Source organism: Massilia sp. YIM B02763, from assembly GCF_030412015.1.
In the GTDB taxonomy this organism is placed as follows: domain Bacteria; phylum Pseudomonadota; class Gammaproteobacteria; order Burkholderiales; family Burkholderiaceae_D; genus Telluria.
In genome coordinates, this window is the sequence record NZ_JASNRD010000016.1 from 111,427 (window position 1) to 136,242 (window position 24,816).

At 66.8% G+C, this 24,816-nt stretch carries 21 protein-coding genes and 3 tRNA genes; 10 read left to right on the forward strand and 14 right to left on the reverse strand.

The annotated features are described in order from the left end of the window. Window positions 1-79: 79 nt before the first annotated feature. Window positions 80-1,786 (reverse strand): YbaL family putative K(+) efflux transporter, encoded by a 1,707-nt coding sequence (gene ybaL / locus QPK32_RS19190; protein WP_290414398.1) that lies wholly within the window; start codon window positions 1,784-1,786, stop codon window positions 80-82. Window positions 1,787-2,019: 233 nt separating this feature from the next. Here ybaL and QPK32_RS19195 point away from each other — a divergent pair, with 233 nt between their 5' ends. The 3 genes from QPK32_RS19195 to QPK32_RS19205 all read left to right on the forward strand — a co-directional run bounded on the left by QPK32_RS19195 (window position 2,020) and on the right by QPK32_RS19205 (window position 4,148). After that, entirely contained in the window at window positions 2,020-3,300 is a 1,281-nt protein-coding gene (locus tag QPK32_RS19195) for a DUF445 domain-containing protein (protein WP_290414399.1), read from the forward strand. A 31-nt stretch (window positions 3,301-3,331) separates the two neighbouring features. After that, a complete protein-coding gene (locus QPK32_RS19200; RefSeq protein WP_290414400.1) occupies window positions 3,332-3,649 on the forward strand; it encodes a putative signal transducing protein in 318 nt (105 codons plus the stop codon). Window positions 3,650-3,719: 70 nt separating this feature from the next. After that, complete coding sequence (locus tag QPK32_RS19205) at window positions 3,720-4,148, forward strand: hypothetical protein (RefSeq protein ID WP_290414401.1); 429 nt, start codon at window positions 3,720-3,722, stop codon at window positions 4,146-4,148. A 45-nt stretch (window positions 4,149-4,193) separates the two neighbouring features. Here QPK32_RS19205 and QPK32_RS19210 read toward each other — a convergent pair. The 6 genes from QPK32_RS19210 to QPK32_RS19235 all read right to left on the reverse strand — a co-directional run bounded on the left by QPK32_RS19210 (window position 4,194) and on the right by QPK32_RS19235 (window position 8,830). Next, window positions 4,194-4,270: transfer RNA gene (locus tag QPK32_RS19210), tRNA-Met, on the reverse strand. Window positions 4,271-4,341: 71 nt separating this feature from the next. Beyond that, window positions 4,342-4,418, reverse strand: a tRNA-Met gene (locus QPK32_RS19215). A 71-nt stretch (window positions 4,419-4,489) separates the two neighbouring features. Further along, window positions 4,490-4,566, reverse strand: a tRNA-Met gene (locus tag QPK32_RS19220). 178 nt (window positions 4,567-4,744) lie between these two features. Continuing rightward, the gene (gene miaA / locus QPK32_RS19225) at window positions 4,745-5,701 is read right to left on the reverse strand and encodes a tRNA (adenosine(37)-N6)-dimethylallyltransferase MiaA (protein ID WP_290414432.1); all 957 of its coding nucleotides are present in this window, start codon (window positions 5,699-5,701) and stop codon (window positions 4,745-4,747) included. A gap of 14 nt (window positions 5,702-5,715) precedes the next feature. Further along, on the reverse strand, window positions 5,716-7,719 hold the full coding sequence (gene mutL, locus QPK32_RS19230) for a DNA mismatch repair endonuclease MutL (protein WP_290414402.1): 2,004 nt from the start codon (window positions 7,717-7,719) through the stop codon (window positions 5,716-5,718). Window positions 7,720-7,894: 175 nt separating this feature from the next. Then, window positions 7,895-8,830, reverse strand: a complete 936-nt coding sequence (locus tag QPK32_RS19235) for a peptidylprolyl isomerase (protein ID WP_290414403.1) — start codon at window positions 8,828-8,830, stop codon at window positions 7,895-7,897. 180 nt (window positions 8,831-9,010) lie between these two features. Between QPK32_RS19235 and QPK32_RS19240 the strand changes: the two genes are divergently transcribed. Continuing rightward, window positions 9,011-9,655, forward strand: coding sequence for a VTT domain-containing protein (locus QPK32_RS19240; RefSeq protein WP_290414404.1), 645 nt, complete (start codon window positions 9,011-9,013; stop codon window positions 9,653-9,655). Between the two features lie 158 nt (window positions 9,656-9,813). Continuing rightward, complete coding sequence (locus QPK32_RS19245; RefSeq protein WP_290414405.1) at window positions 9,814-10,983, forward strand: carbonic anhydrase; 1,170 nt, start codon at window positions 9,814-9,816, stop codon at window positions 10,981-10,983. A 141-nt stretch (window positions 10,984-11,124) separates the two neighbouring features. Here QPK32_RS19245 and QPK32_RS19250 read toward each other — a convergent pair whose 3' ends face one another. From QPK32_RS19250 to tsaE, 3 genes are all read right to left on the reverse strand, one after another. After that, window positions 11,125-11,943, reverse strand: a complete 819-nt coding sequence (locus tag QPK32_RS19250) for a D-hexose-6-phosphate mutarotase (protein ID WP_290414406.1) — start codon at window positions 11,941-11,943, stop codon at window positions 11,125-11,127. Window positions 11,944-12,025: 82 nt separating this feature from the next. After that, window positions 12,026-13,441, reverse strand: coding sequence for an N-acetylmuramoyl-L-alanine amidase (locus QPK32_RS19255; RefSeq protein WP_290414407.1), 1,416 nt, complete (start codon window positions 13,439-13,441; stop codon window positions 12,026-12,028). After that, window positions 13,405-13,890, reverse strand: coding sequence for a tRNA (adenosine(37)-N6)-threonylcarbamoyltransferase complex ATPase subunit type 1 TsaE (gene tsaE / locus QPK32_RS19260; protein WP_290414408.1), 486 nt, complete (start codon window positions 13,888-13,890; stop codon window positions 13,405-13,407). The genes QPK32_RS19255 and tsaE overlap by 37 nt, the downstream gene beginning before the upstream one ends. A gap of 70 nt (window positions 13,891-13,960) precedes the next feature. Between tsaE and queG the strand changes: the two genes are divergently transcribed. Then, entirely contained in the window at window positions 13,961-15,073 is a 1,113-nt protein-coding gene (gene queG, locus QPK32_RS19265; RefSeq protein ID WP_290414409.1) for a tRNA epoxyqueuosine(34) reductase QueG, read from the forward strand. Here queG and QPK32_RS19270 read toward each other — a convergent pair. The 3 genes from QPK32_RS19270 to QPK32_RS19280 all read right to left on the reverse strand — a co-directional run bounded on the left by QPK32_RS19270 (window position 15,070) and on the right by QPK32_RS19280 (window position 18,234). After that, window positions 15,070-15,450, reverse strand: coding sequence for a DUF3052 family protein (locus tag QPK32_RS19270; protein ID WP_290414410.1), 381 nt, complete (start codon window positions 15,448-15,450; stop codon window positions 15,070-15,072). The genes queG and QPK32_RS19270 overlap by 4 nt on opposite strands. A 123-nt stretch (window positions 15,451-15,573) precedes the next feature. Next, complete coding sequence (locus tag QPK32_RS19275) at window positions 15,574-16,203, reverse strand: response regulator transcription factor (protein WP_290414411.1); 630 nt, start codon at window positions 16,201-16,203, stop codon at window positions 15,574-15,576. Window positions 16,204-16,236: 33 nt separating this feature from the next. Further along, window positions 16,237-18,234, reverse strand: coding sequence for an ATP-binding protein (locus QPK32_RS19280; RefSeq protein ID WP_290414412.1), 1,998 nt, complete (start codon window positions 18,232-18,234; stop codon window positions 16,237-16,239). Between the two features lie 130 nt (window positions 18,235-18,364). Between QPK32_RS19280 and QPK32_RS19285 the strand changes: the two genes are divergently transcribed. The 4 genes from QPK32_RS19285 (at window position 18,365) to QPK32_RS19300 (ending at window position 21,604) form a co-directional block, all read left to right on the forward strand. Beyond that, on the forward strand, window positions 18,365-19,369 hold the full coding sequence (locus tag QPK32_RS19285; RefSeq protein WP_290414413.1) for a TRAP transporter substrate-binding protein: 1,005 nt from the start codon (window positions 18,365-18,367) through the stop codon (window positions 19,367-19,369). Between the two features lie 573 nt (window positions 19,370-19,942). Next, complete coding sequence (locus tag QPK32_RS19290) at window positions 19,943-20,473, forward strand: methylated-DNA--[protein]-cysteine S-methyltransferase (protein WP_290414414.1); 531 nt, start codon at window positions 19,943-19,945, stop codon at window positions 20,471-20,473. Further along, window positions 20,446-21,351 carry a site-specific tyrosine recombinase XerD gene (gene xerD / locus QPK32_RS19295; protein WP_290414415.1) on the forward strand — a complete coding sequence of 302 codons (906 nt, stop codon included), beginning with the start codon at window positions 20,446-20,448 and terminating at the stop codon, window positions 21,349-21,351. Before QPK32_RS19290 ends, xerD begins: the two co-directional genes overlap by 28 nt. A 76-nt stretch (window positions 21,352-21,427) precedes the next feature. Beyond that, the gene (locus tag QPK32_RS19300) at window positions 21,428-21,604 is read left to right on the forward strand and encodes a hypothetical protein (RefSeq protein ID WP_290414416.1); all 177 of its coding nucleotides are present in this window, start codon (window positions 21,428-21,430) and stop codon (window positions 21,602-21,604) included. Between the two features lie 91 nt (window positions 21,605-21,695). On the opposite strand, the gene QPK32_RS19305 is transcribed toward QPK32_RS19300, so the two are convergent. After that, complete coding sequence (locus QPK32_RS19305; protein ID WP_290414417.1) at window positions 21,696-24,815, reverse strand: efflux RND transporter permease subunit; 3,120 nt, start codon at window positions 24,813-24,815, stop codon at window positions 21,696-21,698. Between the last annotated feature and the right edge of the window lies 1 nt (window position 24,816).

Sequence of the window (24,816 nt, forward strand, 5' to 3'; positions counted from 1 at the left end):
CAGCGATGTCCGCCGTTTTTTTTACGCCGCTTGACGCGTGGACGGCTTGCCGTCCACGCGTCCAACGCGCTCTGCAATTTCAATGCGCGCCTACCACCGGCGCATTCTCCAGCGTCTCGATCACGTGCCGGGTCATGCTCTTGGCCAGTTCGTGCTCGCCGATGAACACGGTGCCCCCCGTGTCCTCGCGCAGCAGGCGCGCCTCTTCCTCGTTGTGGGTGCGTACCACGCAGCGGATCGCCGGGTTCAGCGCCTTCGCCGTCTCGATCATCGCGCGCACATGGAAAGTGTCCGGGGTGGCGATGACGAGCATCGAGGCGCGCGCGATGTGCGCCTGGATCAGCACCGCCGGCTCGCCCGCGTTGCCGGCGACGGCCGGCTGGTCGCGCTTGCGCAGCTCTTCCACGATGTCGCGGTTCTGCTCGGCCACGACGAAGTGCACGCCCTCGCGGGTGAGCTCGTCGGCGATGCGCCGCCCCACGCGGCCGTAGCCGACCAGCACGACCTGGCCCGTCAGGCGGTCGTGTTCGACCGACATCGGCAGCTCGGCCAGCGGGTCGGTCGAGCGTTCCAGCTGGCGCGCCAGCGGCGAGCGCTTGCGCAGCCAGTCCTGCAGCGGGCCCACCGTCTTGAACATCAGTGGATTGACGGCAATCGAGATGATGGCGCCGGCCAGGATCAGGTTCTGGCCCATTTCCGGCAGCAGGCCCAGCGACATGCCCAGCGCGGCCAGGATGAAGGAGAACTCGCCGATCTGCGCCAGGCTGGCCGAGACGGTGATCGCCGTGTTCAGCGGATAGCGCAGCGCCAGCACGAGGGCGAAGGCGGCCAGCGACTTGCCGAACAGGATGATTGCCAGCACGCCCAGCACCTGCAGCGGGCTCTCGACCAGCACGCGCGGGTCGAACAGCATGCCCACCGAGACGAAAAAGAGCACGGAGAACGCGTCGCGCAGCGGCAGCGTCTCCTCGGCGGCGCGGTGGCTCAGCTCCGACTCGCGCAGCACCATGCCGGCGAAGAAGGCGCCCAGCGCGAACGACACGCCGAACAGGTGCGACGAGCCGTAGGCGATGCCGACGGCCGCCGCGATCACGGCCAGCGTGAACAGCTCGCGCGACCCGGTCTTGGCGACGCGCCACAGGAACCACGGGAACAGCTTGCGGCCGACGATCAGCATCAGCGCCACGAAGGCGCCGACCTGCAGCAGCGTGGTGCCCAGCGCCATCCACAGCGAACCGCCGCCGCCTTCGCTCTTGCCGCCCAGGACGCCGGCCAGCGCCGGCAGCAGCACCAGCACCAGCACGGTGACGAGGTCCTCGACCACCAGCCAGCCGACCGCGATGCGGCCGTTGAAGGAATCGAGCTCGCCGCGGTCTTCCAGCGCCCGCAGCAGCACCACCGTGCTCGCCACCGACAGCGCCAGGCCGAACACGAGCCCCGCGCCCATGCTCCAGCCCCACCAATGGGCCAGGCCCATGCCGAGCAGGGTCGCGACGGCGATCTGCAGGATGGCGCCGGGCAGGGCGATGCCCTTGACTTCCATCAGGTCGTCGAGCGAGAAGTGCAGGCCCACGCCGAACATCAGCAGCATCACGCCGATCTCGGCCAGCTGGGAAGCCAGCTGCACGTCGGCCACGAAGCCCGGCGTGGCCGGACCGATGATGACGCCGGCGGCGAGATAGCCGACCAGCGCCGGCAGGCGCAGCTTCACGGCCAGCATGCCGAGCAGCAGGCCGAGCCCGAGGGCGGCGGCGATCGTGGTGATCAAACTGATGTTGTGTTCCATCCGTGGTGGTCTCCTTGTCAATAAACTTTTTCAGTATAAGGGACGAACTTTGCGGATGGGCGGAAATCGACCAAAAAACTGAAAATTGCCGTGAAATCGACGTGAAATACACGCGGATGACCGAGAATTGCGTGCCTTTGTTGTGGATGAAGCAAGCCGGTGCGCCTCCCGTCCGGGCGCTGGGCTAGGATGGAGACTGGAAGAGTTGCCAAGTGGAGACACGCGTGGAGGGGATGAGGGACAAGGAACTGGAACTGCGCAGCAGCAAGCGCCTCGCGCTTGCCTTCTTCGTCGCCGCGACCGTGCTGTTCGCCGTCGCGCTGGCGCTCCCCGCGTCGTGGTGGAGCGGCCTGCTGGAGGCCTTCGCGGAGGCCGCGATGGTGGGCGCGCTGGCCGACTGGTTCGCCGTGACGGCGCTGTTCAAGCGCATCCCGATTCCCTTCGTGTCGCGCCACACGGAGATCATCCCCGCCAACCAGGAGCGCATCGCCGACAACCTGGCCGCCTTCGTCGAAGAGAAATTCCTCGACACGGAATCCATCGTGGGCCTGATCCGGCGCCACGACCCGGCGCAGAAGGTGGCCGACTGGCTGGTGGCGCCCGCCAATACGGAGCGCCTGGGCAGCTACCTGGTGCGCATGGGCAGCTGGGCCCTGGACTTCATCGAGGACGCGCCCGTGCAGCAATTCGTGCGCCGCGCCGTGCACGGCATGATCGAGGGCGTCGATTTGTCGAAGACGGCCGGCACCATCCTGGAGAGCCTGACGCGCGAGCGGCGCCACCAGGAAATCCTCGACGAAGGCATCCGCCAGCTCGCCCGCCTGCTGGACAACGAGGACACGCAGGCCGCCATCGCCCAGGGCATCGTCGACTGGCTGCGCGAGGAATACGCGTTCATGGAAAAGATGCTGCCGTCCGAACTCATCGGCCGCAAGGGCGCCGACATCACGGTGCGCCTGGCCGCCGGCATCCTGAAGCGCGTCGACGAGGACCCCGCGCACCCGCTGCGCCAGCGCTTCGACGCGTTTATCGAGGACTTCATCGCGCGCCTGCAGGCCGACCCGGCGTTCGCGCAAAAGGGGGAAGAGATCAAGCGCTACCTGGTCGGCGACGAGACGCTGAACGGCTACATCGGCGCGCTGTGGGGCGACCTGAAGGCCTGGATCAAGGCCGACCTGGACAAGGAGGATTCGACCCTGCACCGCCGCCTCGTCGCCAGCGGCGCCTGGGTCGGCCGCATGCTGGCCGACGACCCGCAGGTGCGCGCCTCGCTCAACGAGAGCCTGGACCTGGCGGCGCGCGGCGCGGCGCCCGAATTCGCCGGCTTCCTGACGCGCCACATCGCCGACACCGTCAAGCACTGGGACAGCGCCGCGCTGTCGCACCAGGTGGAGCTCAATATCGGCAAGGACCTGCAGTACATCCGCATCAACGGCACCATCGTCGGCGGCATGATCGGCGTGGTGCTGTATTTATTGTCGACCGTGCCGGCCTGGCTGCGATGGCCGGGGTAAGATGAACCATTGGCGATACGAGGAGACCACGATGCACAAAGCAGCCGCTGCGCCGCTTGCCGGCGTGCCCGAACTGGAGGCCATCCCTGGCCGCGACCTGTTCGAGGTGGCGCGCTACCTGATCCCGATGCAGGCCAGCCTGGTGCAGGGCTGCCTGGTCGCGTCGGGCATCCCGGCCGTGCTGGCCGACGCCCACCTGATGCAGACCGACCTGCTGCTGGCGCCTGCGCTGGGCGGCGTGCGCATCCTGGCGCCGCGCGACTACCTGGACCAGGCGCAGGCCGTGCTGGCCGCCTTCGAGCGCGGCGAATTCGCGCTGGGCGAGGACGCGGACGTCGGTCCCGCCTGAACCAGGCGAACGCGGCGGCGGCGCGGGATCGGCTAGACTCGGGTCATATGATAAGCATGAGGTAATGATCTTGAGGAAACTTTACATCGCCACCATCGCCGTCCTCGCGGCGGCAGCATCCGCCCACGCCAGCGTCGACACCTCGCCCAAGCCGGGCGGCGTCTACAAGCTCAAGCCGGGCATCTTCGTCGAACAGAACACGGACTGCGGCTCGCCGTCGAATGCCGCCATCCGCCAGTACGACGGCAAGGGGATCAGCACGGCCCACACCCGCGCCTGCAAGGCCACCGTGCGCTCGCGCCGCGGCAAGACCTATACGGTCGACCAGAGCTGCATCGATGCCGGCGCCGGTCCCGCGCCGCGCTTCACGCAGCGCCAGCAGATCGTCGTGCAGGATGCGCTGACCTTCACCCAAGTCATCAAGGGCGAGCGCGCGACGTACCGTTATTGTCCGGTGTACCAGTTGCCGAAGGATTTGCAGAAGGCGGGACGGGGCTGAAATGAAAACGGCCCGCTTCTTGCGAAGCGAGCCGTTTCACGCTGTTGGTGGTGATAGGTGGACTTGAACCACCGACCCCAGCATTATGAGTGCTGTGCTCTAACCAGCTGAGCTATATCACCGCTAATCTGCAAACAACTTGTCAAAAAAAAATGGCCAGCTCTGAAAAGCCAGGCCATTTTTTTAGAAATCCTGGTGGTGATAGGTGGACTTGAACCACCGACCCCAGCATTATGAGTGCTGTGCTCTAACCAGCTGAGCTATATCACCGCTAATCTGCAAACAACTTGTCAAAAAAAAATGGCCAGCTCTGAAAAGCCAGGCCATTTTTTTAGAAATCCTGGTGGTGATAGGTGGACTTGAACCACCGACCCCAGCATTATGAGTGCTGTGCTCTAACCAGCTGAGCTATATCACCAAAGCGGGGTGCATTATGCCGCCGGCCCCCGAAAGTGTCAAGGCTACCCCGTCTGGATGTTTCTGTCTACCCGTGTCGGGTGCGCAACGTCGCCAAACGGTCCAGCATGGCNAAAGCGGGGTGCATTATGCCGCCGGCCCCCGAAAGTGTCAAGGCTACCCCGTCTGGATGTTTCTGTCTACCCGTGTCGGGTGCGCAACGTCGCCAAACGGTCCAGCATGGCGCGGGCTGGATCCGGGTCCAGGCAGTCGAGCGCGATCCGGTCCGGCATCGAACGCAGCCAGGTCAGCTGGCGCTTGGCCAGCTGGCGCGTGGCGACGATGCCTGTCTCGCGCAGGCCGGCGCGGTCGATCGTGCCGTCCAGGTATTCCCACGACTGGCGGTAGCCCACGCAGCGCATCGACGGCAGGTTCGGCGACAAGTCGCCGCGCGCGCGCAGACGGGCCGTCTCGGCCACGATGCCGGTGTCGTCGCGCGTGCCCAGCATCTGGTCGAAGCGCAGCGCGATGCGCCGGTGCAGCACGGCGCGGTCGGATGGTTCGAGCGCGAACGAGACGAGGTCGAACGGCAGCTCGGGCCGTTCGCGCCGGGCCAGCAATTCGGACATCGGCTTGCCCGACAGTTCGATGATTTCCAGCGCCCGGTTGATGCGCTGGGCGTCGTTCGGCGCCAGCCGCTCCGCGGTGACGGGGTCCAGCGCGCGCAGGCGTTCGTGCAGGGCCGGCCAGCCCAGGCGGGCTGCGTCGGCGTCGATGCGGGCGCGGACGGCCGCGTCGGCGGTCGGCAGGTCGTCCAGGCCGTCGACGAGGCCCTTGAAGTACATCATCGTGCCGCCCACCAGCAGCGGCAGCCGGCCGCGCGCGGCGATCTCGCCGACGAGGCGGATCGCATCCTCGCGGAACTGGGCCACCGAATAGCTTTCCAGCGGATCGATGATGTCGATCAGGTGGTGCGGCACGCTCGCGAGTTCCTCGGCCGTGGGTTTCGCCGTGCCGATGTCCATCTCGCGGTACACCAGGGCGGAATCGACCGAGATGATCTCGGCCGGGATTTCCCTGGCGATCGCCAGGGCAGCGGCCGTCTTGCCGGACGCGGTGGGGCCCATGATGGCCACGGCCAGCGGTTTGTCTTGCATCGTCATCGTGTGTCTTACTGGCCGCGCAGGAACAGTTTGTCGAGGGCGGCGATTTCCAGCTGCACCCAGGTCGGGCGGCCGTGGTTGCACTGGTCGGCGCGTTCCGTCGCTTCCATCTGGCGCAGCAGGGCGTTCATCTCGGGCGTCGTCAGGATGCGGTTGGCGCGCACGGCCGTGTGGCAGGCGAGGGTGCCCAGCAGTTCGTTGCGGCGCTCGATCAGCACGCGCGAGCCGCCGTATTCGCGCACGTCGCGCAGCACGTCGCGCGCCAGCGTCTGGGCGTCCGCGTTCTTCAGCAGGATCGGCACGGCGCGCACGGCGAGGGTCGTCGGCGAGACGGCGGCGATGTCGAAGCCGAGCGCCTTCAGCGTTTCCTGTTCTTCCTGGGCGGTGCCGACCTCGATCGCGTCCGCATAAAAGGTCACGGGGATCAGCATCTGCTGCACCTGCATCTGCTCGCCCTCGGCCTGGGCGTCGAGCGCGTTCTTCAGGTTTTCGTACAGGATGCGTTCGTGGGCAGCGTGCATGTCGACCAGCACCAGGCCCTTGCGGTTCTGGGCCAGGATATAGATGCCGTGCAGCTGGGCCAGGGCGAAGCCGAGCGGGAAGTCGTCGTCCGATGCCGGCGCGACGGCCGGCGCCAGCGCGATGTCCTGCACCGAACGGGATGGATTCGCGCCATCGGCGGCCTTGGCATCGGCGAACAGGGCGCCATAACTCTCCGTGCGCTGCGGCACGCCGGCGCCGGCCGGCGCATCCCAGCGGCTGCCGGGCGGGAAGGGCGACGGCGAGAACGTCGGCGACAATTGCGCGCCGAACGAGGTCTGTTCGTGCGGGCGGCGCCAGGCCGGGCTGGCACCTCCAGCGCCACCGCCACCGCCGCCACCGCTGCGGGCGGCGCCGAAGCCGCCGGTGCCACCGAGGTTACCGAGGCCGCCGAAGCGGTCCAGCGAGGTGCTCGACGGCGCGATCTCGGCCGCGCTCACGGGCGCCGGCGCGTTGCCGTGCGCCGTGGCCGAGGTCTGCGCCAGCGCGCGCTGCACGGCGTGGAACACGAACTGGTGCACTGCGCGGCTGTCGCGGAAGCGCACTTCGATCTTGGACGGGTGCACGTTGACGTCGACCATGGCCGGGTCGAGCTCCAGCGCCAGCACGTAGGACGGAAAACGGTCGCCGTGCAGCACGTCCTCGTAGGCGGCCTTGACGGCGTGCACGAGCAGCTTGTCGCGCACGAAGCGCCCGTTCACGTAGAAATACTGGCTGTCGGCGCGCGACTTGGATGCCGTCGGCAGGCCGACATAGCCGTGCAGGCGCAGCGGGCCGGCCGACTCGTCCAGGTGCAGGCGCGCCTCGCCGAAATCGTTGCCGAGGATCTGGGCGCTGCGCTTGGCCGCTTCGCTGACGTTCCAGTGGTCGATCGTGCGGCCGTTGTGCGTCAGGCTGAACGACACGTCCGGCCGCGCCAGCGCGATGCGCCGCACGACCTCGGCGCAGTGGCCGTATTCGGTCTGTTCGGATTTCAGGAACTTGCGCCGTGCCGGCGTATTGAAGTACAGGTCCTGCACGTCGATGGTGGTGCCGTGCGGACCGGACGAGGGCGTCACCGTGCCCTGGTGCGAACCGACGATCTCCCAGGCGTGGGCGGCGTCGCGCGTGCGCGAGGTGATCTTCACGGCGGCGACGGAGGCGATCGAGGCCAGCGCCTCGCCGCGGAAGCCCAGCGTGCTCACGTTTTCCAGCTCGGTCAGCGAGGCGATCTTCGAGGTCGCGTGGCGGGCCAGGGCCAGCGGCAATTCCTCGGGCGGGATGCCCTTGCCGTTGTCGGTGATGGCGATGCGCTTGACGCCGCCTTCCTCGAGGCGGACCGTGACCTGGGTCGCTCCCGCGTCGAGGGCGTTCTCGAGCAGCTCCTTGACGACCGCGGAAGGCCGCTCGACGACCTCGCCGGCGGCGATTTGCGAGATGAGCTGATCGGGAAGCTGCTGGATGGGGCGATGGGTGGAGACCGGGGCGTTCATCAAGCCATTATAGCTTGACGCCCCGCAGGCTCAACGCCCCCGTTTGATTTTTCCCAAACCGGGGTCAGAGCCGGGGTCAGAGCCCGGTTTTCGGAAATTAATCTGGGGTAGTTAATCCGGGGTAGTTGCCAAAATCGGGGCTCTGACCCTGGCTCTGACCCCGGTTTGAGGAAAGTCAGGGTTGCTCGCGGACGGGAATCGGCACGGCGCACAGGTCGATGTGGCCGGCCGAGAATTTCGTGAACGGGCCGCCGCGGTTGCGCTGGGCGTCGACCACGGCCTGGAAGGTGGCGGTTTCGGTGCGCATTACCTCGAACTTGCTGCGCTCCGCGGCAGGCACGTCGGCGGCGACCTTCACCGACTTGATCGGCACCTGCTGCTCCGGTTTCTCGTAGAAGCCCATCGGCATCGGGCCGCGCGGCAGTGCCGCCAGCTCGGGCATGCCGGAGATCACGCGGCCGACCACGGTCAGGTTGCGGTCCAGGTGGCGCGCCGGGCCGATGACGGCGTACAGGCCGGTGCCGCCGCCGCTGTCGGCATCGTTGTCGCGCGCCACGGCGACGCTGCCGTAGCAGTGCGCGATCCAGGTCTCGCCCGTCTTCGGGTCGCGTCCGACGGGAAAGCCGTCCGAATGGCCGACCTGGGGCGCATAGCCGTCGACGTCCGGCAGGCGCACGAAGTGCTTGTCGTTGGCCAGCGGCACGGTGAATTCGGCTTTCAAGGTCTTGTGCGCGCCTTTCACGGGGCGCGCCTTGTCGTTCTCGTCGTTCGGGTCGCCCCATTGCACGACCCAGTTGTCCTGCACGCGCACGATGGCCAGGCCGTCGAAATAGTGGTTGCGCACCAGGGCCTTGATGTTCTTGACGTGATTCGGCGCAAACACAGGCGACAGCTCGATCACCACGCGGCCCCAGGGCATCTCCATGTACAGCGTGTTGTCCGGGTCGAGCGCACGCCAGTCGGCCGGCTTGGATGCCTTGACGATGTCGGACACGCTCGGCTTCGGCGGCAGTTCCTTGCCGGCGGCGCTGGCCGCCGCCGTGGCCGTGGACGCCAGCAGCGCGCAGGCGCCCAGCAGCAGGATGCGGTGGATCGTTCGGTAAGGCGTCATTGATGCTCCCCGGCCCGCGCACGGCGAACCCATCGTGGTTAATGTGGCGAAGATTGTAATCCGGAAAGCTGCCAGTCCGGCCATCGGGTGCGCCGTAAATTCTCTGCGGTTGTCGTTGCGCGTTTTGCCATATCCGGCTTGGAGCGGTGGTATCATGCTGCGCTACCGTTTAGGATAATTATGGATCTGATGCAATTTTTCGACATGATCCTGCATGTCGATAAAACCTTGGGCGCACTGCTCGCCCAATACGGGGTCTATGTCTACATCGTGTTGTTTGCGATCGTGTTCTGCGAGACCGGCCTCGTGGTGCTGTTCTTTTTCCCGGGCGATACGCTGCTCTTCATCGCGGGCGCCTTCTGCGCCACGGGCGAGATGAGCTATCCCTTGCTGACGGCCCTCCTGATCATCGCGGCGGTCACCGGCAATACCCTGAATTACTATATCGGCGGAGCGATCGGCCACCGCGTGTTCACCCACGACTACCGCTGGCTGAACAAGGATGCGCTGCGGCGTACCCACGAGTTCTTCGAAAAGCATGGCGGCAAGACCATCATCCTGGCGCGCTTCGTGCCGGTGGTGCGCACCTTCGCCCCGTTCGTGGCTGGCATCTCGGAAATGACCCATGCGCGCTTCCAGATGTACAACGTGACGGGCGCCGTGCTGTGGGTGGCGAGCCTGGTTACGGGCGGCTACTTCTTCGGCAATATCCCGGTCGTGCGCGACCACCTGACGACGATCGTGCTGGTCGGCGTCGGCGCCGCCGTCGTGCCGCTGGCGCTGGGCGGCTTGTACAAGGTCGGACGCCGCGTGCTGAGCCGCTAAGCGCGCTGCCGCATCGTCCTGTCGAATGAACGCGCCGCTTGCCGGCGCGTTTTTCATTATTGCTCGTTGCTCAAGAGCATCGATTTTTAGTTCCCACGCTCAAGTTTACTGCCGGTCACGCCGTTAATGGAGGGACAGTTCACACTAACCTGATTCCCATGCGTAACCTCATTGCCCTGTTCGCCTGCTGCTTCATCGCGACTACCGGCGCGGATGCGAGCGCGAACGAGCCCAGCGCCACGGAAGCCGCCGCCAAGCTGGCGGCTTCCGTGTCGCGCCCGGCTTCCGCATCGATGCCGCAGGCGGCAAAGAAGCCCGAGTCGCCCGCCGCCAGCCTTGCGAAGCCCGCATCGGCGGTCAACATCGTGCCGCCGAAGAAGCTGGGCGTGCCGCCCACTGCGTCCGCCGCCTCCGCCGCCTCCGCCGCCGCTGCATCCGCTCCTGCCGCCGGTGCCCGCAGCGAAGAAGAGGACGAAGTCGCCCTGTCGGAAAAGATCGCCAAGCGCCTGGCCGAGCTGCGCGAGCGCCAGGTGGCGCGCGCCAGTGCCGCCGAACGCGCGAAGAAGACCGCCGAGACACGCCGCAGGAACGAGGAACGCGCCGCTGCCGCGGCGGCGGCCGCCGCAGTGGCTGCCGCCAACGCGCCCAGGCGCGGCACCGAGTGGTCGTACGAGGGCGAACTCGGTCCGGCCAACTGGTCGAAGATCAACGACAACTGGGCCGCCTGCAGCCGCGGCAGCCGCCAGTCGCCGATCGACCTGCGCGACGGCCTCAAGGTCAACCTGGAGCAGATCGCCTTCGATTACCACCCGTCCTCGTTCAACGAGATCAACAACGGCCATACGATCTCGGTGACGGTCGGCGGCGGCAATTTCATCACGGTGGGCAACCAGACCTACGAACTGCAGGAATTCCACTTCCACCGCCCGTCGGAAGAGCGCATCAACGGCAAGGGCACGGAAATGGTCATGCACATGGTGCACAAGAGCTACGACGGCAAGATCGCGGTCGTCGCCGTGCTGCTCGAGCGCGGCCAGGCGCACGGCCTGATCCAGACCGTGTGGGACAACCTGCCGCTGGAAAAGAACATGGTGGTGTCGCCGGCCGTCGTGCTCAATCCGCTCGACGCCCTGCCGGAACAGCGCGGCTATTTCACCTACATGGGCTCGCTGACCGAGCCGCCGTGCACGGAAAACGTGCTGTGGATCGTGTTCAAGCAGCCGCGCCAGGCGTCGCCGGCGCAGATGGCGCTGTTCGCGCGCCTGTATCCGCTGAATGCGCGGCCCGTGCAGCCGACGTCGGGGCGCTTGATCAAGGAGTCGAACTGAGACGCCCACCTGCTTCGTTGGCGTGAGAATGCCGTCCCTGCGCAGGCAGGGACCCAATGTGCAAGCGTTTCGACGACGCAAGCGAAATCGGGTCCCGCCTGCGCAGGGACGACGTGCTATCGGAAGGTGTCGTTCATCGGATCAAGCGACCGCCGGCCGGATCCGGTACTCCCCGCGCCAGGCGCCGCCCGGCTCCAGTACCTGCGGCCCCAGCAGCGCCGGTTCGATGCACACGAAGCGGCGGTATTCCTCGTCTTCCATGTCGGCCAGCGCGGCCGTGTCGGCGGCGCCCGGGTTCCACACGACGGCATCCGTAAAACCCTGCTGCTCCAGTACCAGCTGGTCGACGCCGTTGTCGAAGGCGATCCGGCCGGGGATGCGTTCGAACACCTGGTCCAGCTTGTCCGTGATGGCCAGCGTCTCGCCCTGCACGCCGTCGATGCGCACGGCCTCGACGTCTTCCACCAGATGGTAGGTATGCAGCGCGGCGGCGAACGGGAAGGGCTGCGTGCCCGTGTTGCGCACGTCCAGCGTCATGGCCAGGTCGCATTTCTGGATGGACACGCGCAGCTGCAGTTCGAACGGATGGGGCCAGGCGGCCGCCATCGGCGGCGCCAGGTCGGCCGGACCCAAGGCGAGCACGGCGAAGGCGGCGCCGTCCTGCTCGCCGCTGTCGACAACGCGCCAGGTGCTGGTGCGGGCGAAGCCGTGGCGCGGGCCGTCGCCGCGTTCGGCGAACTGGGGAAAGATCACGGGGACGCCGCCGCGGATCGCGCGCTGGCCGTCCAGCGACGAGAGGCTGCTCAGGAACAGGCGTTCCTGTCCCGCCGCGCCGCTGCCGGCAGTCGGCTTCCACGACACCAGGTGGGCGCCGTACAGGGTAATGGTGGCTTCGGCGCCGTCGGGCGCACGCAGTTGCAGGGCGGGCAGTTGCCCGAATTGGATGGTCGTTGCGCTCACGAATGGCTCCTCATCAGGATGCCCGGTAGACCTTTGCCCACGCCATTCGTTCGACGCGCATGGGAGGGCTACCGGACTTGCATCAAGTCATGCGGCTCTTCGCCAGCGGCGGATTGTACGCGAAGTAGCGCTTGATGCCCTTGGTGATCGCATCGGCGAGCTGGTCCTTGTAGCCGCTGTCCTTCAGCTTGGCTTCTTCCTCGGGGTTCGAGATGAACGCCGTCTCGACCAGGATCGAGGGGATGTCCGGCGCCTTCAGCACGGCGAAGCCCGCCTGTTCGACGGCGCCCTTGTGCAGGCGGTTGATGCCGCCGATCTCGGACAGCACGGCCTTGCCCAGCTTCATGCTGTCGTTGATCTGGGCCGTCGTCGACAAGTCGAACAGCACGCTGGCCAGCTGCTTGTCGTGGCTGCCCAGGTTGACGCCGCCGATCAGGTCGGCCTTGTTCTGGTCGTCCGCCAGCCAGCGCGCCGCGCTCGAGCTCGCGCCTTTTTCCGACAGCACGAACACCGAGGAGCCGCGCGCCGTCGGCTGCACGAAGGCGTCCGCGTGGATCGACACGAACAGGTCGGCCTGCACGTTGCGCGCCTTTTCCACGCGCTTGCCCAGCGGGACGAAGAAGTCGGCGTCGCGCGTGAGCATCACGCGCGTGTTCGGCAGCGCTTCCAGCTTGACCTTCAGGCGCTTGGCGATCTCCAGCACGATGTCCTTCTCGTGCGTGCCGGTGGCGCCGGTCGCGCCCGGATCCTCGCCGCCATGGCCGGGGTCGAGGGCGATGGTGACCATGCGCGCGACCTTCGGGCCGGGCGCGGGCTTGCTCGCCGCCGGCGGCTGGGGCGTGGTCGGCTGCGGCGCGGCCGGCGTCGGGCCGGCGCGCGCGGCGTCCGCTTCCAGCTTGGCGATGGCGTCCGGACCGGCCTGGCCGACCGTCGGTTCGCCCGGCTGCGCCGGCGGCGCCGGCGTGGCGGGGGCGGCGGGAACGGGCGTGGCGCTCCAGTTTTCCTTGGCGATCATCGCCGCCAGCGGGTCGACGGGGCGGGTCGGATACAGGTCGAAGATCAGGCGGTGGCGGTAGCCGGCCACCGGCGCCAGGTTGAACACCTGCGGCTTGACCTCTTCCTTCAGGTCGAACACGAGGCGCACGACGTTGGGCCGGTTCTGGCCCACGCGCACCTGCTTGATGTACGGGTCGTTCGATTCCACCTTGGCAACGAGGCTCTTCAGCGTCTCGTTCAGCGCCAGCCCCTCGATGTCGACGACGAGGCGGGGCGGGTCGGGCACCATGAAGTGGCTGGCTTTCAGGTCGCCGTCGTTTTCCAGCGTGACGCGGGTGTACTCGTCGGCGGGCCAGACGCGCACGGCCATGATCTGGGCGGCGCTCGCGGGCAGAGGAGACAGGACGGACAGCAGCAGCGTGCCGCCGGCTTTCAGCACCGCGCGGCGCTTGGGTGAACCGGGAATCAGGGAGTCGGGGGGAAGTGCAGGCGTTCGAGGCATAGCAGGCCTAATTCGGACAACGCCTGCAATTCTACCTCACGCCCGAGACCGCTGACTTCCAGCAATATCCGGACGTCGGGTGGCGGCAACACCGGCTCGCCCTTTTCCGGCCATTCGACGATGCACACGTTGCGGCCGTCGAAGTCCTCGCGGAAGCCCGCGTCGAGGAATTCCTCGGGGCTGGACATGCGGTAGAGGTCGTAGTGGATCAGGCTGAGCGGGCGCCCGTCCAGCTCGACGCGGTAGGGCTCGGACAGCGTATAGGTCGGGCTTTTCACGGCGCCCCGGTGGCCGGCCGCCTGCAGCAGGGCGCGGGTCAGTGCCGTCTTGCCGGCGCCCAGGTCGCCGTGCAGGTAGATGACGAGGCCCGGCGCGAGCACCTTGGCCAGGGCGGCGCCCAGGGCCTGGGTGGCGGATTCGTCGGGAAGAAAGGCACGGATTGGCTGCATGGGAAGGACTGCTTCGAATAAAATGTCGTGTTGCGCATCGCTGTCGCCGATGCGATTCTTGTTTCCTGCCATGTCCGCGCCCGCTTCCACGTCCGCTTTCACGTCCCTCGCCGATCTCGCCGCGCTGGCCCGCTCCATCAAGGACTGGGGCCGCGAGCTGGGCTTCGCCGACGTGCGCATCGCCGACGTCGACCTCACGCGCCACGAGGAAGGCTTGCAGGCCTGGCTGGACGCCGGCCACCATGGCGAGATGGATTATATGGCAAGCCACGGCATGAAGCGCGCCCGGCCGGCCGAACTGGTCCCGGGCACGGTGCGCGTCATCACGGCGCGCATGGATTACCTGCCGCTGGCCACGCCGGACGACTGGCGCGCGCGCGAACGCCTGCGCCAGGACGATCCGCAAGCGGCCGTCGTCTCCGTCTATGCGCGCGGCCGCGACTACCACAAGGTGCTCAGGAACCGCCTGCAGCAGCTGGCCGAGCGCGTGCGCGGGGCCGTCGGCGACTACGGCTACCGGGTATTCACGGATTCGGCTCCCGTGATGGAATTGCCGCTGGCGGAAAAAGCGGGCCTGGGCTGGCGCGGCAAGCACACGCTGCTGCTCAGCCGCGAAGCGGGGTCGACCTTCTTCATCGGCGAGATCCTCGTCGACCTGCCGCTCCCGGTGGACGAGGCCACGGGCGCCCATTGCGGCCAGTGCAGCGCCTGCATCCCGGCCTGCCCGACGGGCGCGATCCTGGGGCCGGGCCGGCTGGATGCGCGGCGCTGCATCTCCTACCTGACGATCGAACTGAAGGGCAGCATCCCGGAAGAATTCCGGCCGCTCATGGGCAACCGTATCTACGGCTGCGACGATTGCCAGCTGGCCTGCCCGTGGAACAAGTTCGCCCAGCGGGGACGGCTGACGGACTTCGACGAACGCAACGGCCTGGGGACGTCCAGCCTGGTGGCATTGTTCGGCTGGGAAGAAGAGGAATTCAACCGGCGCATGGAAGGCAGTCCGATCCGCCGCATCGGCCATGAGCGCTGGCTGCGCAACCTGGCCGTCGGCCTGGGCAATGCGGCCGAGCGCGCGCCCGGAGATGCCGCCATCGTGGCTGCGCTGCGCGCCCGCGCCGATCATCCATCGGCGCTGGTGCGCGAACATGTGATATGGGCGCTGTCACGCCATGGCGCTTAAACCTCGATGCGCTTCATGCGCAGGGCCGACCAGTCGCCATCGACGGAAATCATGGCGACCGTCGTGATCCCGTTTTCCTCCGCATAGGCGCGGATCGAATCGCGGTTGATGTCGGTGGCCTTGGAGGCCGTCTGCTTCAGGTAGGCCACCCACAGCGAGCCCTTGTCGCCCATGCGTTCCTTGGCCGTCGGGAAGTATTGTTCGAGTTCCTTGCGGTTCAGCGCGAACATCAGCACGACGTCGTTCCTGTCCTGCTCGTTCTTCACGATCTGCGCGGGCATCTGGGACACCATGCCGGGATGGACGCCCCCGTTCAAGATCAGCATCGATTTCGCGGTCCTCAGGAACATCTTGTCTGCAATCGTCTTTTCGCTCATCTGGCTTCCCTAAAGAAATTTTGATGCGGCCCGTCCGGCCATGGGCGGATGGGGACGATTCTACCGTCGAACGTGGAAAAGGCAGGGCACGGATGCATCCGCCATGTTCGCCAGGATGAAGGCTTATTTCAGCAGGCCCGCCAGCTCGACGGCCGTCTTGACCTGCATCTTGTCGAAGATGTGGGCGCGGTGCACTTCGACCGTGCGCATGCTGATGCCCAGCTTGTCCGCCACGACCTTGTTCATGTTGCCGGCCAGGATCAGGTCGAGCACTTCGCGCTCGCGCGCCGACAGCGTGGCCAGGCGCGCGCGCACGGCCCCCGAGGCGGCGGCCTGGCGCGAGGCGGCGAGGGCTTCCTCGACGCGGTCCATCAGCTGGTTGTCGTTGAACGGTTTCTCGAAGAAGTCGAAGGCGCCGCGCTTGAGGGAATCGACGGCCATCGGCACGTCGCCGTGGCCCGTCAGGAAGATCACGGGCAGGCGCGCCAGCAGGCCGCGCGCGACCAGCTGGTCGAACACGGCGATGCCGTTCATGCCGGGCATGCGCACGTCGAGCAGGACACAGTCGCCCTCATGAGCGCCACTCTCCGCGCCACCCTGCGTGCCGCCGGCGTCCGCCGCTCCCTCCTGGGCGGCGATGGCGTCGAGGAAGGCCTGGCCGCCCGCATGGCCGCGCGCCGGCAGGCCGCGCGATTGCGCAAGCCATGCGAGGGCGTCGCGGATCACGTCTTCGTCGTCGACGATGTGCAGCATAAACGGAGGCTCCTTGGTTTTTCCGGCCGTATTTTAGCCCAGGGCCGCGTGTTCGGCCTGGGCTTGCTGCAGCGTGAAGGTGAAGACGGTGCCGCCGCCGGGATTGTCGGCATGGGTCAGCGTACCGCCATGGAATTCGATCGCCGTGCGGCAGATCGACAGTCCCATGCCCATGCCTTCGGCCTTGGTCGAGAAGAACGGCGAGAACAGGCGTTCGGCCACCTCGGGGGCGATGCCGTGGCCATGGTCGCTGACCGACACGGACACGTGCCCGTCGGCCGCCGCCGCCGAGATGCGCAGCAGGCGGCCCTCCGGATCGCTGCCCTGCATCGCCTCGATGCCGTTGCGCGTGAGGTTCAGCAGCACCTGTTCGAGCAGCAGGCGGTCGGCCAGCACGGGCGGCAGGCCGGCGGGTACCGCGAACTGCAGCGTCACGTAGCTCTGGCGCGCCTGCAGCTCGACGAGGGCGCGGATGCCGTCGATCACCTGGGGGATCGACACGCGCTCGCGGCGCGGTTCGCGCTTTTTCACGAATTCGTGCACGCTGCGGATGATCTGGCCGGCGCGGCGCGCCTGGGTGTTGGCCTGTTCCAGCGCGCGCCGCAGCATGCCCGTGTCGAGCGGGGCCCCGGTGCCCTCGTCGGCACGCGCCAGCACGTTCAGCGCGCCGGCCGTGTAGCTGGAAATGGCGGCCAGCGGCTGGTTCAGTTCGTGCGCCAGCATCGACGAGATCTCGCCCATGGTGGCCAGGCGCGCGCTCGCTTCCAGCTTTTCCTGCTGCTGGCGCGCCAGTTCCTCGGCATGCTTGCGGTCGGTGATGTCGAGCATGGAACTCATCCAGCCCGTGTGGCGGCCGTGGCTGTCGACGAGCGGCGCCTCGAACACCAGCACCGGCACGCGCTCGCCGTCGGGGCGCTGGAACACGGTCTCGAACTGGGGCACGGCGTCGCCCTCGAGCACCTTCCGGAGGCGGTATTCGTAGTCGGCCATCGCTTCCGGCGCCCAGTAGGGCATGGGCGGGCGCTTGCCGATCAATTCCTCGGCCGGCAGGCCGACCATGCGGCAGAACGCCGGGTTGACGTAGGTGACGCGGCCCTCGAGGTCGCGCGCGCGCAGGCCCGTCAGCAGCGAGTTTTCCATGGCCGTGCGGAAGGCCATCTGCTGGCGCAGCGCATTTTCCGCGGCCACGGTGCGCGCGATGTGGCGCCACAGCGCGGCCAGCGACAGCACCAGGCCCAGCGCGAGCACGATCACGGAGCCGACCAGCAAATTCGGCAGCAGGCGCGGCGCGCCCTTGACGCTGTCGGTGGCCAGCACGATCGAGGCGCCGGGCAGGTCGAGCGCGCGCTTGTGCGTGTAGACGCCGCGCCCGGGGCCGCCGGCGGCGCGGCGCGCCACCACGCGGTCGTCGCGGTCGAGCAGGGACAGGGCGTTGTCCTGGGCGAACCACCAGGGCACGTTCTCGTCGAGCAGGATCTGCAGGTTGTAGGTGGCGACCAGGCTGCCGACATAGGTGCGGCCGTGGTACAGGGGCAGGTGGAAGTCGACCAGGCCGTGCATCAGGCCGGTGGCACCGTAGGGGTCGCTGTAGCGGCCCGTGCGCGTGGTGCGCGACATGGCGGCGGCCTCGCGCGAGGATTCCGTCAGGCCGGCGGCCGGCAATTCCATGCCGCGCATCGCGCGCACCTTGCCGTCGGCGTCGAACCAGACCACGCGCAGCACTTCGTGGCCCGTCTTGAGCATCTGCGCCAGGCGCGCCTGCAGCGCATCGTGCGGCGGGCTGCTGACGGCCAGGTCGTTGCCCAGCGTGGCCAGCGCTTCCTCGCTGCGCGCCAGTTCGAAGCGCAGCGTCTGCTCGACCCACAGGGTGTCGGCGATCAGCTGTTCCTGGCGCTCGTTGCTCTCCATCTGGCGCGCCTGCCAGGGCAGCCACATCAGCACGAGCAGGAACAGCAGCACCAGCAGCACGGGCACCAGCCAGCGCCAGGGGCCTTCGGGGACGGGACGGGGAATCGAGAATGCGTTCTTCATGCGCTGTATTGATGGGCTGGCGTGTTACCGTACGGAGAGCTGATGACTGTGGTTATCCACAATGGCGAGCAGCAGGGAAGCTCCGCAGACTTCCCGCTACAACATACACCGAAACGAGACGAGACGACATATGAGCAACCGCGCCACGGCCTGCGTACTGGCGTTCGCCCTGGGTTGGGGCAGCGCGGCGACGGCCGCTGCCCAGGAACCCATCATCATCAAGTTCAGCCACGTGGTCGCCACCGGCACGCCCAAGGGGCAGGCCGCCGAACGGTTCAAGGAAAGGGCGGAACAGCTGACGCGCGGGCGGGTCAGGGTCGAAGTCTACCCGAACAGCCAGCTGTACAAGGACAAAGAGGAGCTGGAGGCGCTGCAGCTGGGCGCCGTGCAGATGCTGGCGCCCTCGCTGGCCAAGTTCGGCCCGCTGGGCGTGAAGGAATTCGAGGCGTTCGACCTGCCGTACATCTTCCCGACCAAGGCCGCGCTGTACGCCGTCACCGAAGGGCCGATCGGCAGGAGCCTCCTGAAGAAGCTGGAGCCGAAGGGCATCGTCGGCCTGGCCTACTGGGACAACGGCTTCAAGGTCATGTCGGCCAACCGCCCCCTGCATGCGCCGGGCGACTTCCACGGGCTGCGCATGCGCATCCAGGGCTCCAAGGTGCTCGACGCGCAGATGCGCGCGCTGGGCGCGTATCCGATGCCGCTGGCGTTCTCGGACGCCTATCCGGCCCTGCAGAGCGGCCTGGTGGACGGCACCGAGAATCCGCCCTCGAACATGTACACGCAGCGCATGCACGAAGTGCAGAAATACCTGACCGTGTCGAACCACGGCTACCTGGGCTATGCCGTCATCGTCAACAAGAAGTTCTGGGAGGGCTTGCCGTCCGACGTGCGCGGCCAGCTCGAGCAGGCGATGCGCGAGGCGACCGGATTCGAGAAGCAGATCGCCCAGCGCGACAACGATGCCGCCCTGGCCGCCATCCGCAAGACCGGCCGGACCACCATCTATACGCTGACGCCCCAGCAGCAGGCCGAGTGGCGGCGCGCGCTGCTGCCCGTGCAGCGGCAGATGGCCGACCGCATCGGGCGCGACCTGATCGAGTCGATCAACCGCGTGACGGCCCAAGTGCGCTGAGCCCCGTGAGGAAGCATCCGCGCGACGTGATGTCTTACGTTTGATTAACATCATTACGGACACTGCAGTGGCTCGGTAAGGTAACGATCCCTGCCGGCCGCAGCGGACATGCGACACGATCCTGGAACAGGGCTGTCGCAAAAAATTTTCCTAAAAGAATCAATTTGTTGGCGCAACCCGCATAAGAATTTCCTGTTGTTAATAAATTACGCAATCTGGGCCGCTTTATACGTATTCGGCCTCATGTATAGCTGAGATATATTTCGTGAATGTATATAAAAAACTACGCTGCGTTTATGCGAATGCGTTATGATGGAGCATCTTCAGCACCACGATGGTGCATGTAGAAGAACCGAATACGAATTTGGGGAGAGGTACAGAAGAGCGGTAATCGAATTACCGGAAAAAAGTTTGGAGGAGACACACGTTCTTAAAGATGCCGCCGGCACGACCGAGCGACCGGGAATGTGACCAAATTGAAAGCGCACCCAACCCGGTGCGCTTTTTTTTTACCTGTCCGCGTCGGCAAGCAGGGGACTTGCGGCCATGCGCGCCGGGTTTTACACTGCGTCGATGAGCACACAACAAGGCAGCGAGATCTTCAGCGCGATCATCGCGGCGCCGTTCGGCGCGATGGGCATCCGTACCGAGGGCGAGCGGCTGCGCGAGCTGGTCTACCTGCCGTCCCACTATGCCGAGAAGGCGCCCGCCGACGCCGCGGCCGAACGCACCGCCGTCCAGCTGGCGCGCTATTTCGCCGATGCCGATTTCCGCTTCGACCTGCCGCTGGCGGAGCTGGGCAGCCCCTTCCAGCGCCGCGTGTGGGACATGATCGCGTCGATCCCGCGCGGCAGCGTGCGCACCTATGGCCAGCTGGCCAAGCTGCTGGAATCGCATCCGCGCGCCATCGGCCAGGCCTGCGGCGCCAACTGGTTCCCGCTCGTGATTCCCTGCCACCGCGTGACGGCCGCCGGCGGCCTGGGCGGCTTCGCCAACCACGACGACGAGAACGGCTTCCACCTGGGCGTCAAGCGCTGGCTGCTGCGCCACGAAGGCGCGCTCGCCACCGACATGCCATGGCAGCAACAGTCGATTTTCCCCTGATCGACGCGTTCTGCGACGCGCTCTGGCTGGAACACGGGCTGGCGAAGAATTCGCTGGATGCGTACCGGCGCGACCTGCGCCTGTTCGCGCGCTGGCTCGAGGTCAAGCGCCCCGAGCGCGCCAGCCTGTACCACGTCGAGCCGCACGACATCGCCGCCTATTTCGCCGACCGCCATCCGGAATCGAAGCCCAGCACGGCCAACCGTCGCCTGTCGGTACTGAAACGCTTCTACCAGCTGGCGCTGCGCGACAAGCACGTCGCCGCCGATCCCTGCCTCAAGATGGCCTCGGCCAAGCAGCCGCTGCGCTTCGTGCACACGCTGAGCGAAGCCCAGGTCGAGGCGCTCTTGGCCGCGCCCGACGTGTCGACGCCGCTGGGCCTGCGCGAGCGCACAATGCTGGAACTGATGTATGCGAGCGGGCTGCGGGTGTCGGAACTGGTCGCCCTGAAGCTGGTGGAACTGAGCCTGAACGACGGCGTGCTGCGCATCACGGGCAAGGGCAGCAAGACCCGCCTGGTGCCCTTCGGCGAGCAGGCGCGCCACTGGCTGGAGCGCTACATGAAGGAGGCGCGTGGCGTGATCCTCAATGGCCAGGTCGACGACGCCCTGTTCGTCACCGGCCGCGGCGGCCCGATGACGCGCCAGATGTTCTGGGTCGTCATCAAGAAGCATGCGGCCAGGGCGGGCATCACGGCGCCGTTGTCGCCGCACACGCTGCGGCACGCCTTCGCGACACATTTGCTGAACCACGGCGCCGACTTGCGCGTCGTACAACTATTGCTGGGCCATTCCGACATTTCCACGACCCAGATCTATACCCACGTCGCCCGCGAACGCCTGAAGCACCTGCACGCCAACCACCATCCGCGTGGCTGACGATCAAACCTTGTGGCCCGACCTGGTCCATAATGGCCCAGTAGGATTTTTCCCAACGACACACGCGAGGTAAGCAATGGCCAAGACGAATTTCCAGTACGAGAAGCGACAGCGGGAGTTGGAAAAGAAGCGCAAGGCGGAAGAGAAGGCCAAGCGCAAGGCGGAGGCCAAGCAGGGCAAGGGCACCGAGGGCGACGCGACGCCGGCGGAAGAGTCCGGGGAGGATGCGGAGAAGGAGCAGGATCCGGCTTGATCGCCGAACCCGTCGCCCCTGCGAAGGCAGGGGCCCAAGTTCGCGCCTGCGTCAAAAAATTGGGCCCCTGCCTGCGCAGGGGCGACGGTGCTTACGTTGTCTGTTCCTTCAGCGGCGCGGCGTCGGCCGCTTCCTCCTCATGCCCGCGCTTGAACCAGCGCGCCGCCCGCTTGCCGAAACTGTCCAGGTAAGTATAGGCCACCGGCACCACCACCAGCGTCAGCAGCGTCGACGTGATCACCCCGCCGATCACGGCGCGGCCCATCGGCGCCTGCGTTTCCCCGCCTTCGCCCATGCCGATCGCCATCGGCAGCATGCCGAAGATCATCGCCAGCGTCGTCATCAGGATCGGGCGCAGGCGCACCTGGCCCGCTTCCATCAGCGCGTCGAACTGCGGCCTGCCTTCGCGCTGGCGCTGGTTGGCGAAGTCCACCAGCAGGATCGCGTTCTTCGTCACCAAGCCCATCAGCATGACGATGCCGATCACGGAGAAGATGTTCAGCGTCGTCTTCGTGATCAAGAGGGCCACCAGCACGCCGATCATCGACAGCGGCAGCGACACCATGATCGCGATCGGCTGCAGGAAGCTGCCGAACTGCGACGCCAGCACCAGGTAGATGAAGACGATGGCGATGCCCAGCGCGACCATGAAGCCGGACATGGTCTCGTCCATCTGCTGGGCGTCGCCGCCGACGTCGAAGCGGATGCCGTCCGGCAGCTCGATCGACTTCATCGCCTTGTTCACCTCCGTCATGACGTCGCCCAGCGGGCGGCCTTCCAGGCCCGCGTAGATGGCCACGCGCCGCTGCAGGGCCTGGCGTTTCAATACCTGCGGACTGGTCGAGGGCACGAAGTCGACGACCTGGCGCAGCGGCACCATGACCGGGTTGCCGGCCGCATCGCGCCGGCTCGAGGCGACGGAGAGGTCGGCCAGGTCGGCGACCTTCTCGCGGCCGGACTTCGGCAGCTGCACGTTGACCTCGTAGTTCTGGCCGTCCGGGGCCAGCCAGCGGTTGGTCTGGTCGCCGGCGACGAAGGGGCGCAGCGCCGTGCCGATCTGCTGCACGGACAGGCCCATGTCGCTGGCCATCTCGTGGTCGATCTTGACGATGGTGGCCGGGTTCGCGCCTTCCTGGCTGTACTCGATGTCGGCCACGCCGCGGATCGCGCGCATCTTGTCCATCAGGCGGTGGGCGACGGCGTCCAGCTTTTCGTCGTCGTTGCCGAGGATGGCGATGAAGATGGGGCGGTTGCCCACGGTGAGCGTCACGCCGGGAATCGATTGCAGGCGGTCGCGGATCACCTTTTCCATCTCCTGCTGCGAGCGGCGGTGGGTCTTGTGCACGTCGGTCAGCTTCAGGTTCACTTCCGAGTAGTTGCGGCCTTCCCAGGCGCCGACGATGGTCGAGACGCTCTCGATTTCCTTGAACTCGGCCAGCGCCGCCTCGATCTGGCGCAGCTTCGCATCCGAGTAGTCGAGGCTGGAGCCGACCGGGGTCTTGAAGCGCAGGTGGATGAAACCGTCGTCGACCTGGGGCACGAATTCGCCGCCGATCTTCGGCACCAGCAGCAGGCTGGCGGCGAACAGCAGCACGGCCGCCAGCAGCGTCGACTTGCGCCAGGCCAGCGCGAACGACAGGCCGCGCGCATACCAGCCGTGCACGCGGTCGATGCCGCGGTCCAGCCAGGCCATGAAGCGGCCCAGCCAGGGCGCATACTTGAAACGGTCCTTGGCCGGGTCGGGCCAGACCGAGGACAGCATGGGATCGAGCGTGAAGCTGACGAACAGCGACACCATCACGGCCACCGCCACGGTGATCCCGAACTGCAGGAAGAAGCGGCCGATGATGCCCTGCATGAAGGCGATCGGCACGAACACGGCGACGATGGCGAAGGTGGTGGCCATGACGGCCAGGCCGATCTCGTTGGTGCCGTCTTCCGCTGCGCGCACGTGGCTCTTGCCCATGCCGAGATGGCGCACGATGTTCTCGCGCACGACGATGGCGTCGTCGATCAGCAGGCCGATGCACAGCGACAGCGCCATCAGCGTGAGGAAGTTCAGCGTGAAGCCGAAGTACTTCATGGCGATGAAGCTGGCCAGCACGGAGATCGGCAGCGTCAGGCCCGTGATGACGGTGCTGCGCCACGAGTGCAGGAACAGGAACACGATCACCATGGTCAGCACGGCGCCTTCGACGATGGTGCGCTTGACGTTGTCGAGCTGGCCCTGCACGTTCTTCGCCTTGTCGTCGAGGATGGTGAAGCGCACGTCCTTCGGCAGCGTGGCCTTCATCGCCTCGATGGCGGCCTTGACGCCGTTGCCCACCGCGACCGTGTTGGCGTCCTGGATCTTGGCGATTTCCAGCGAGATGGCGCGCTCGCCGTTGACGCGCGAGATCGAGTCTTCCTCGGCGGCGCCGTCCGAGACCTGCGCCACCTGGTGCAGGTAGACGGGGCCGTTGGCGCGGTTGGCGACGATGATGCGGTTGAAGTCGGCCGCCTGCTTCATCTTGCCTTCGATGCGCACCAGGTTCTCGCGCTCGCCGCGGCTGATGCGGCCGGCCGGCAGGTTGGCGTTGGTGGCCGTGATCGCGTTCATCACCTCGTCGATGCCGACGTTCAGGCTGCGCAGCTGGTCCGGGCGGATGTCGACCAGCACCTGCCGGTTCTGGCGGCCGTTGACGCGGATCTGGCCGACGCCGGCCACGGACTGCAGGCGCTTGACGATCACCTGGTCCGTGAGCATGGACAGGTCGCGCAGGCTGCGTTCGTGCGAGGTCAGCGACAGCAGGATCACGGGCTGCCGGTTCTCGCCTTCCTCCCGCAGCACGAGCGGCTCCTTGACCTCGCGCGGGAAGCCGCCGCGCACGGTGCTGATGCGGTCGCGCAGGTCCTGCACGGCGCGGTCCATGTCGGTGGTGAGCTGGAATTCGATGCCCACGCCCGAGCGGCCTTCCCAGGAGCTGCTGCGGATGGTCTTGATGCCGCCGACCGTGTTCGCCGCTTCCTCGAGGGGGCGGGTGACGTCGTTCTCGACCTGCTCGGGCGAGGCGCCCGGATACTGGGTCTCGATGAAGACGGCCGGGATCTCGATGTTCGGCATGCTCTCCACGCCCAGGCCGCGGTAGGAGAACAGGCCCAGCACCATCAGGCCGACCATCACCATGGTCGCGAACACGGGGTGCTTGATGCTGACGCGGGTCATGAACATG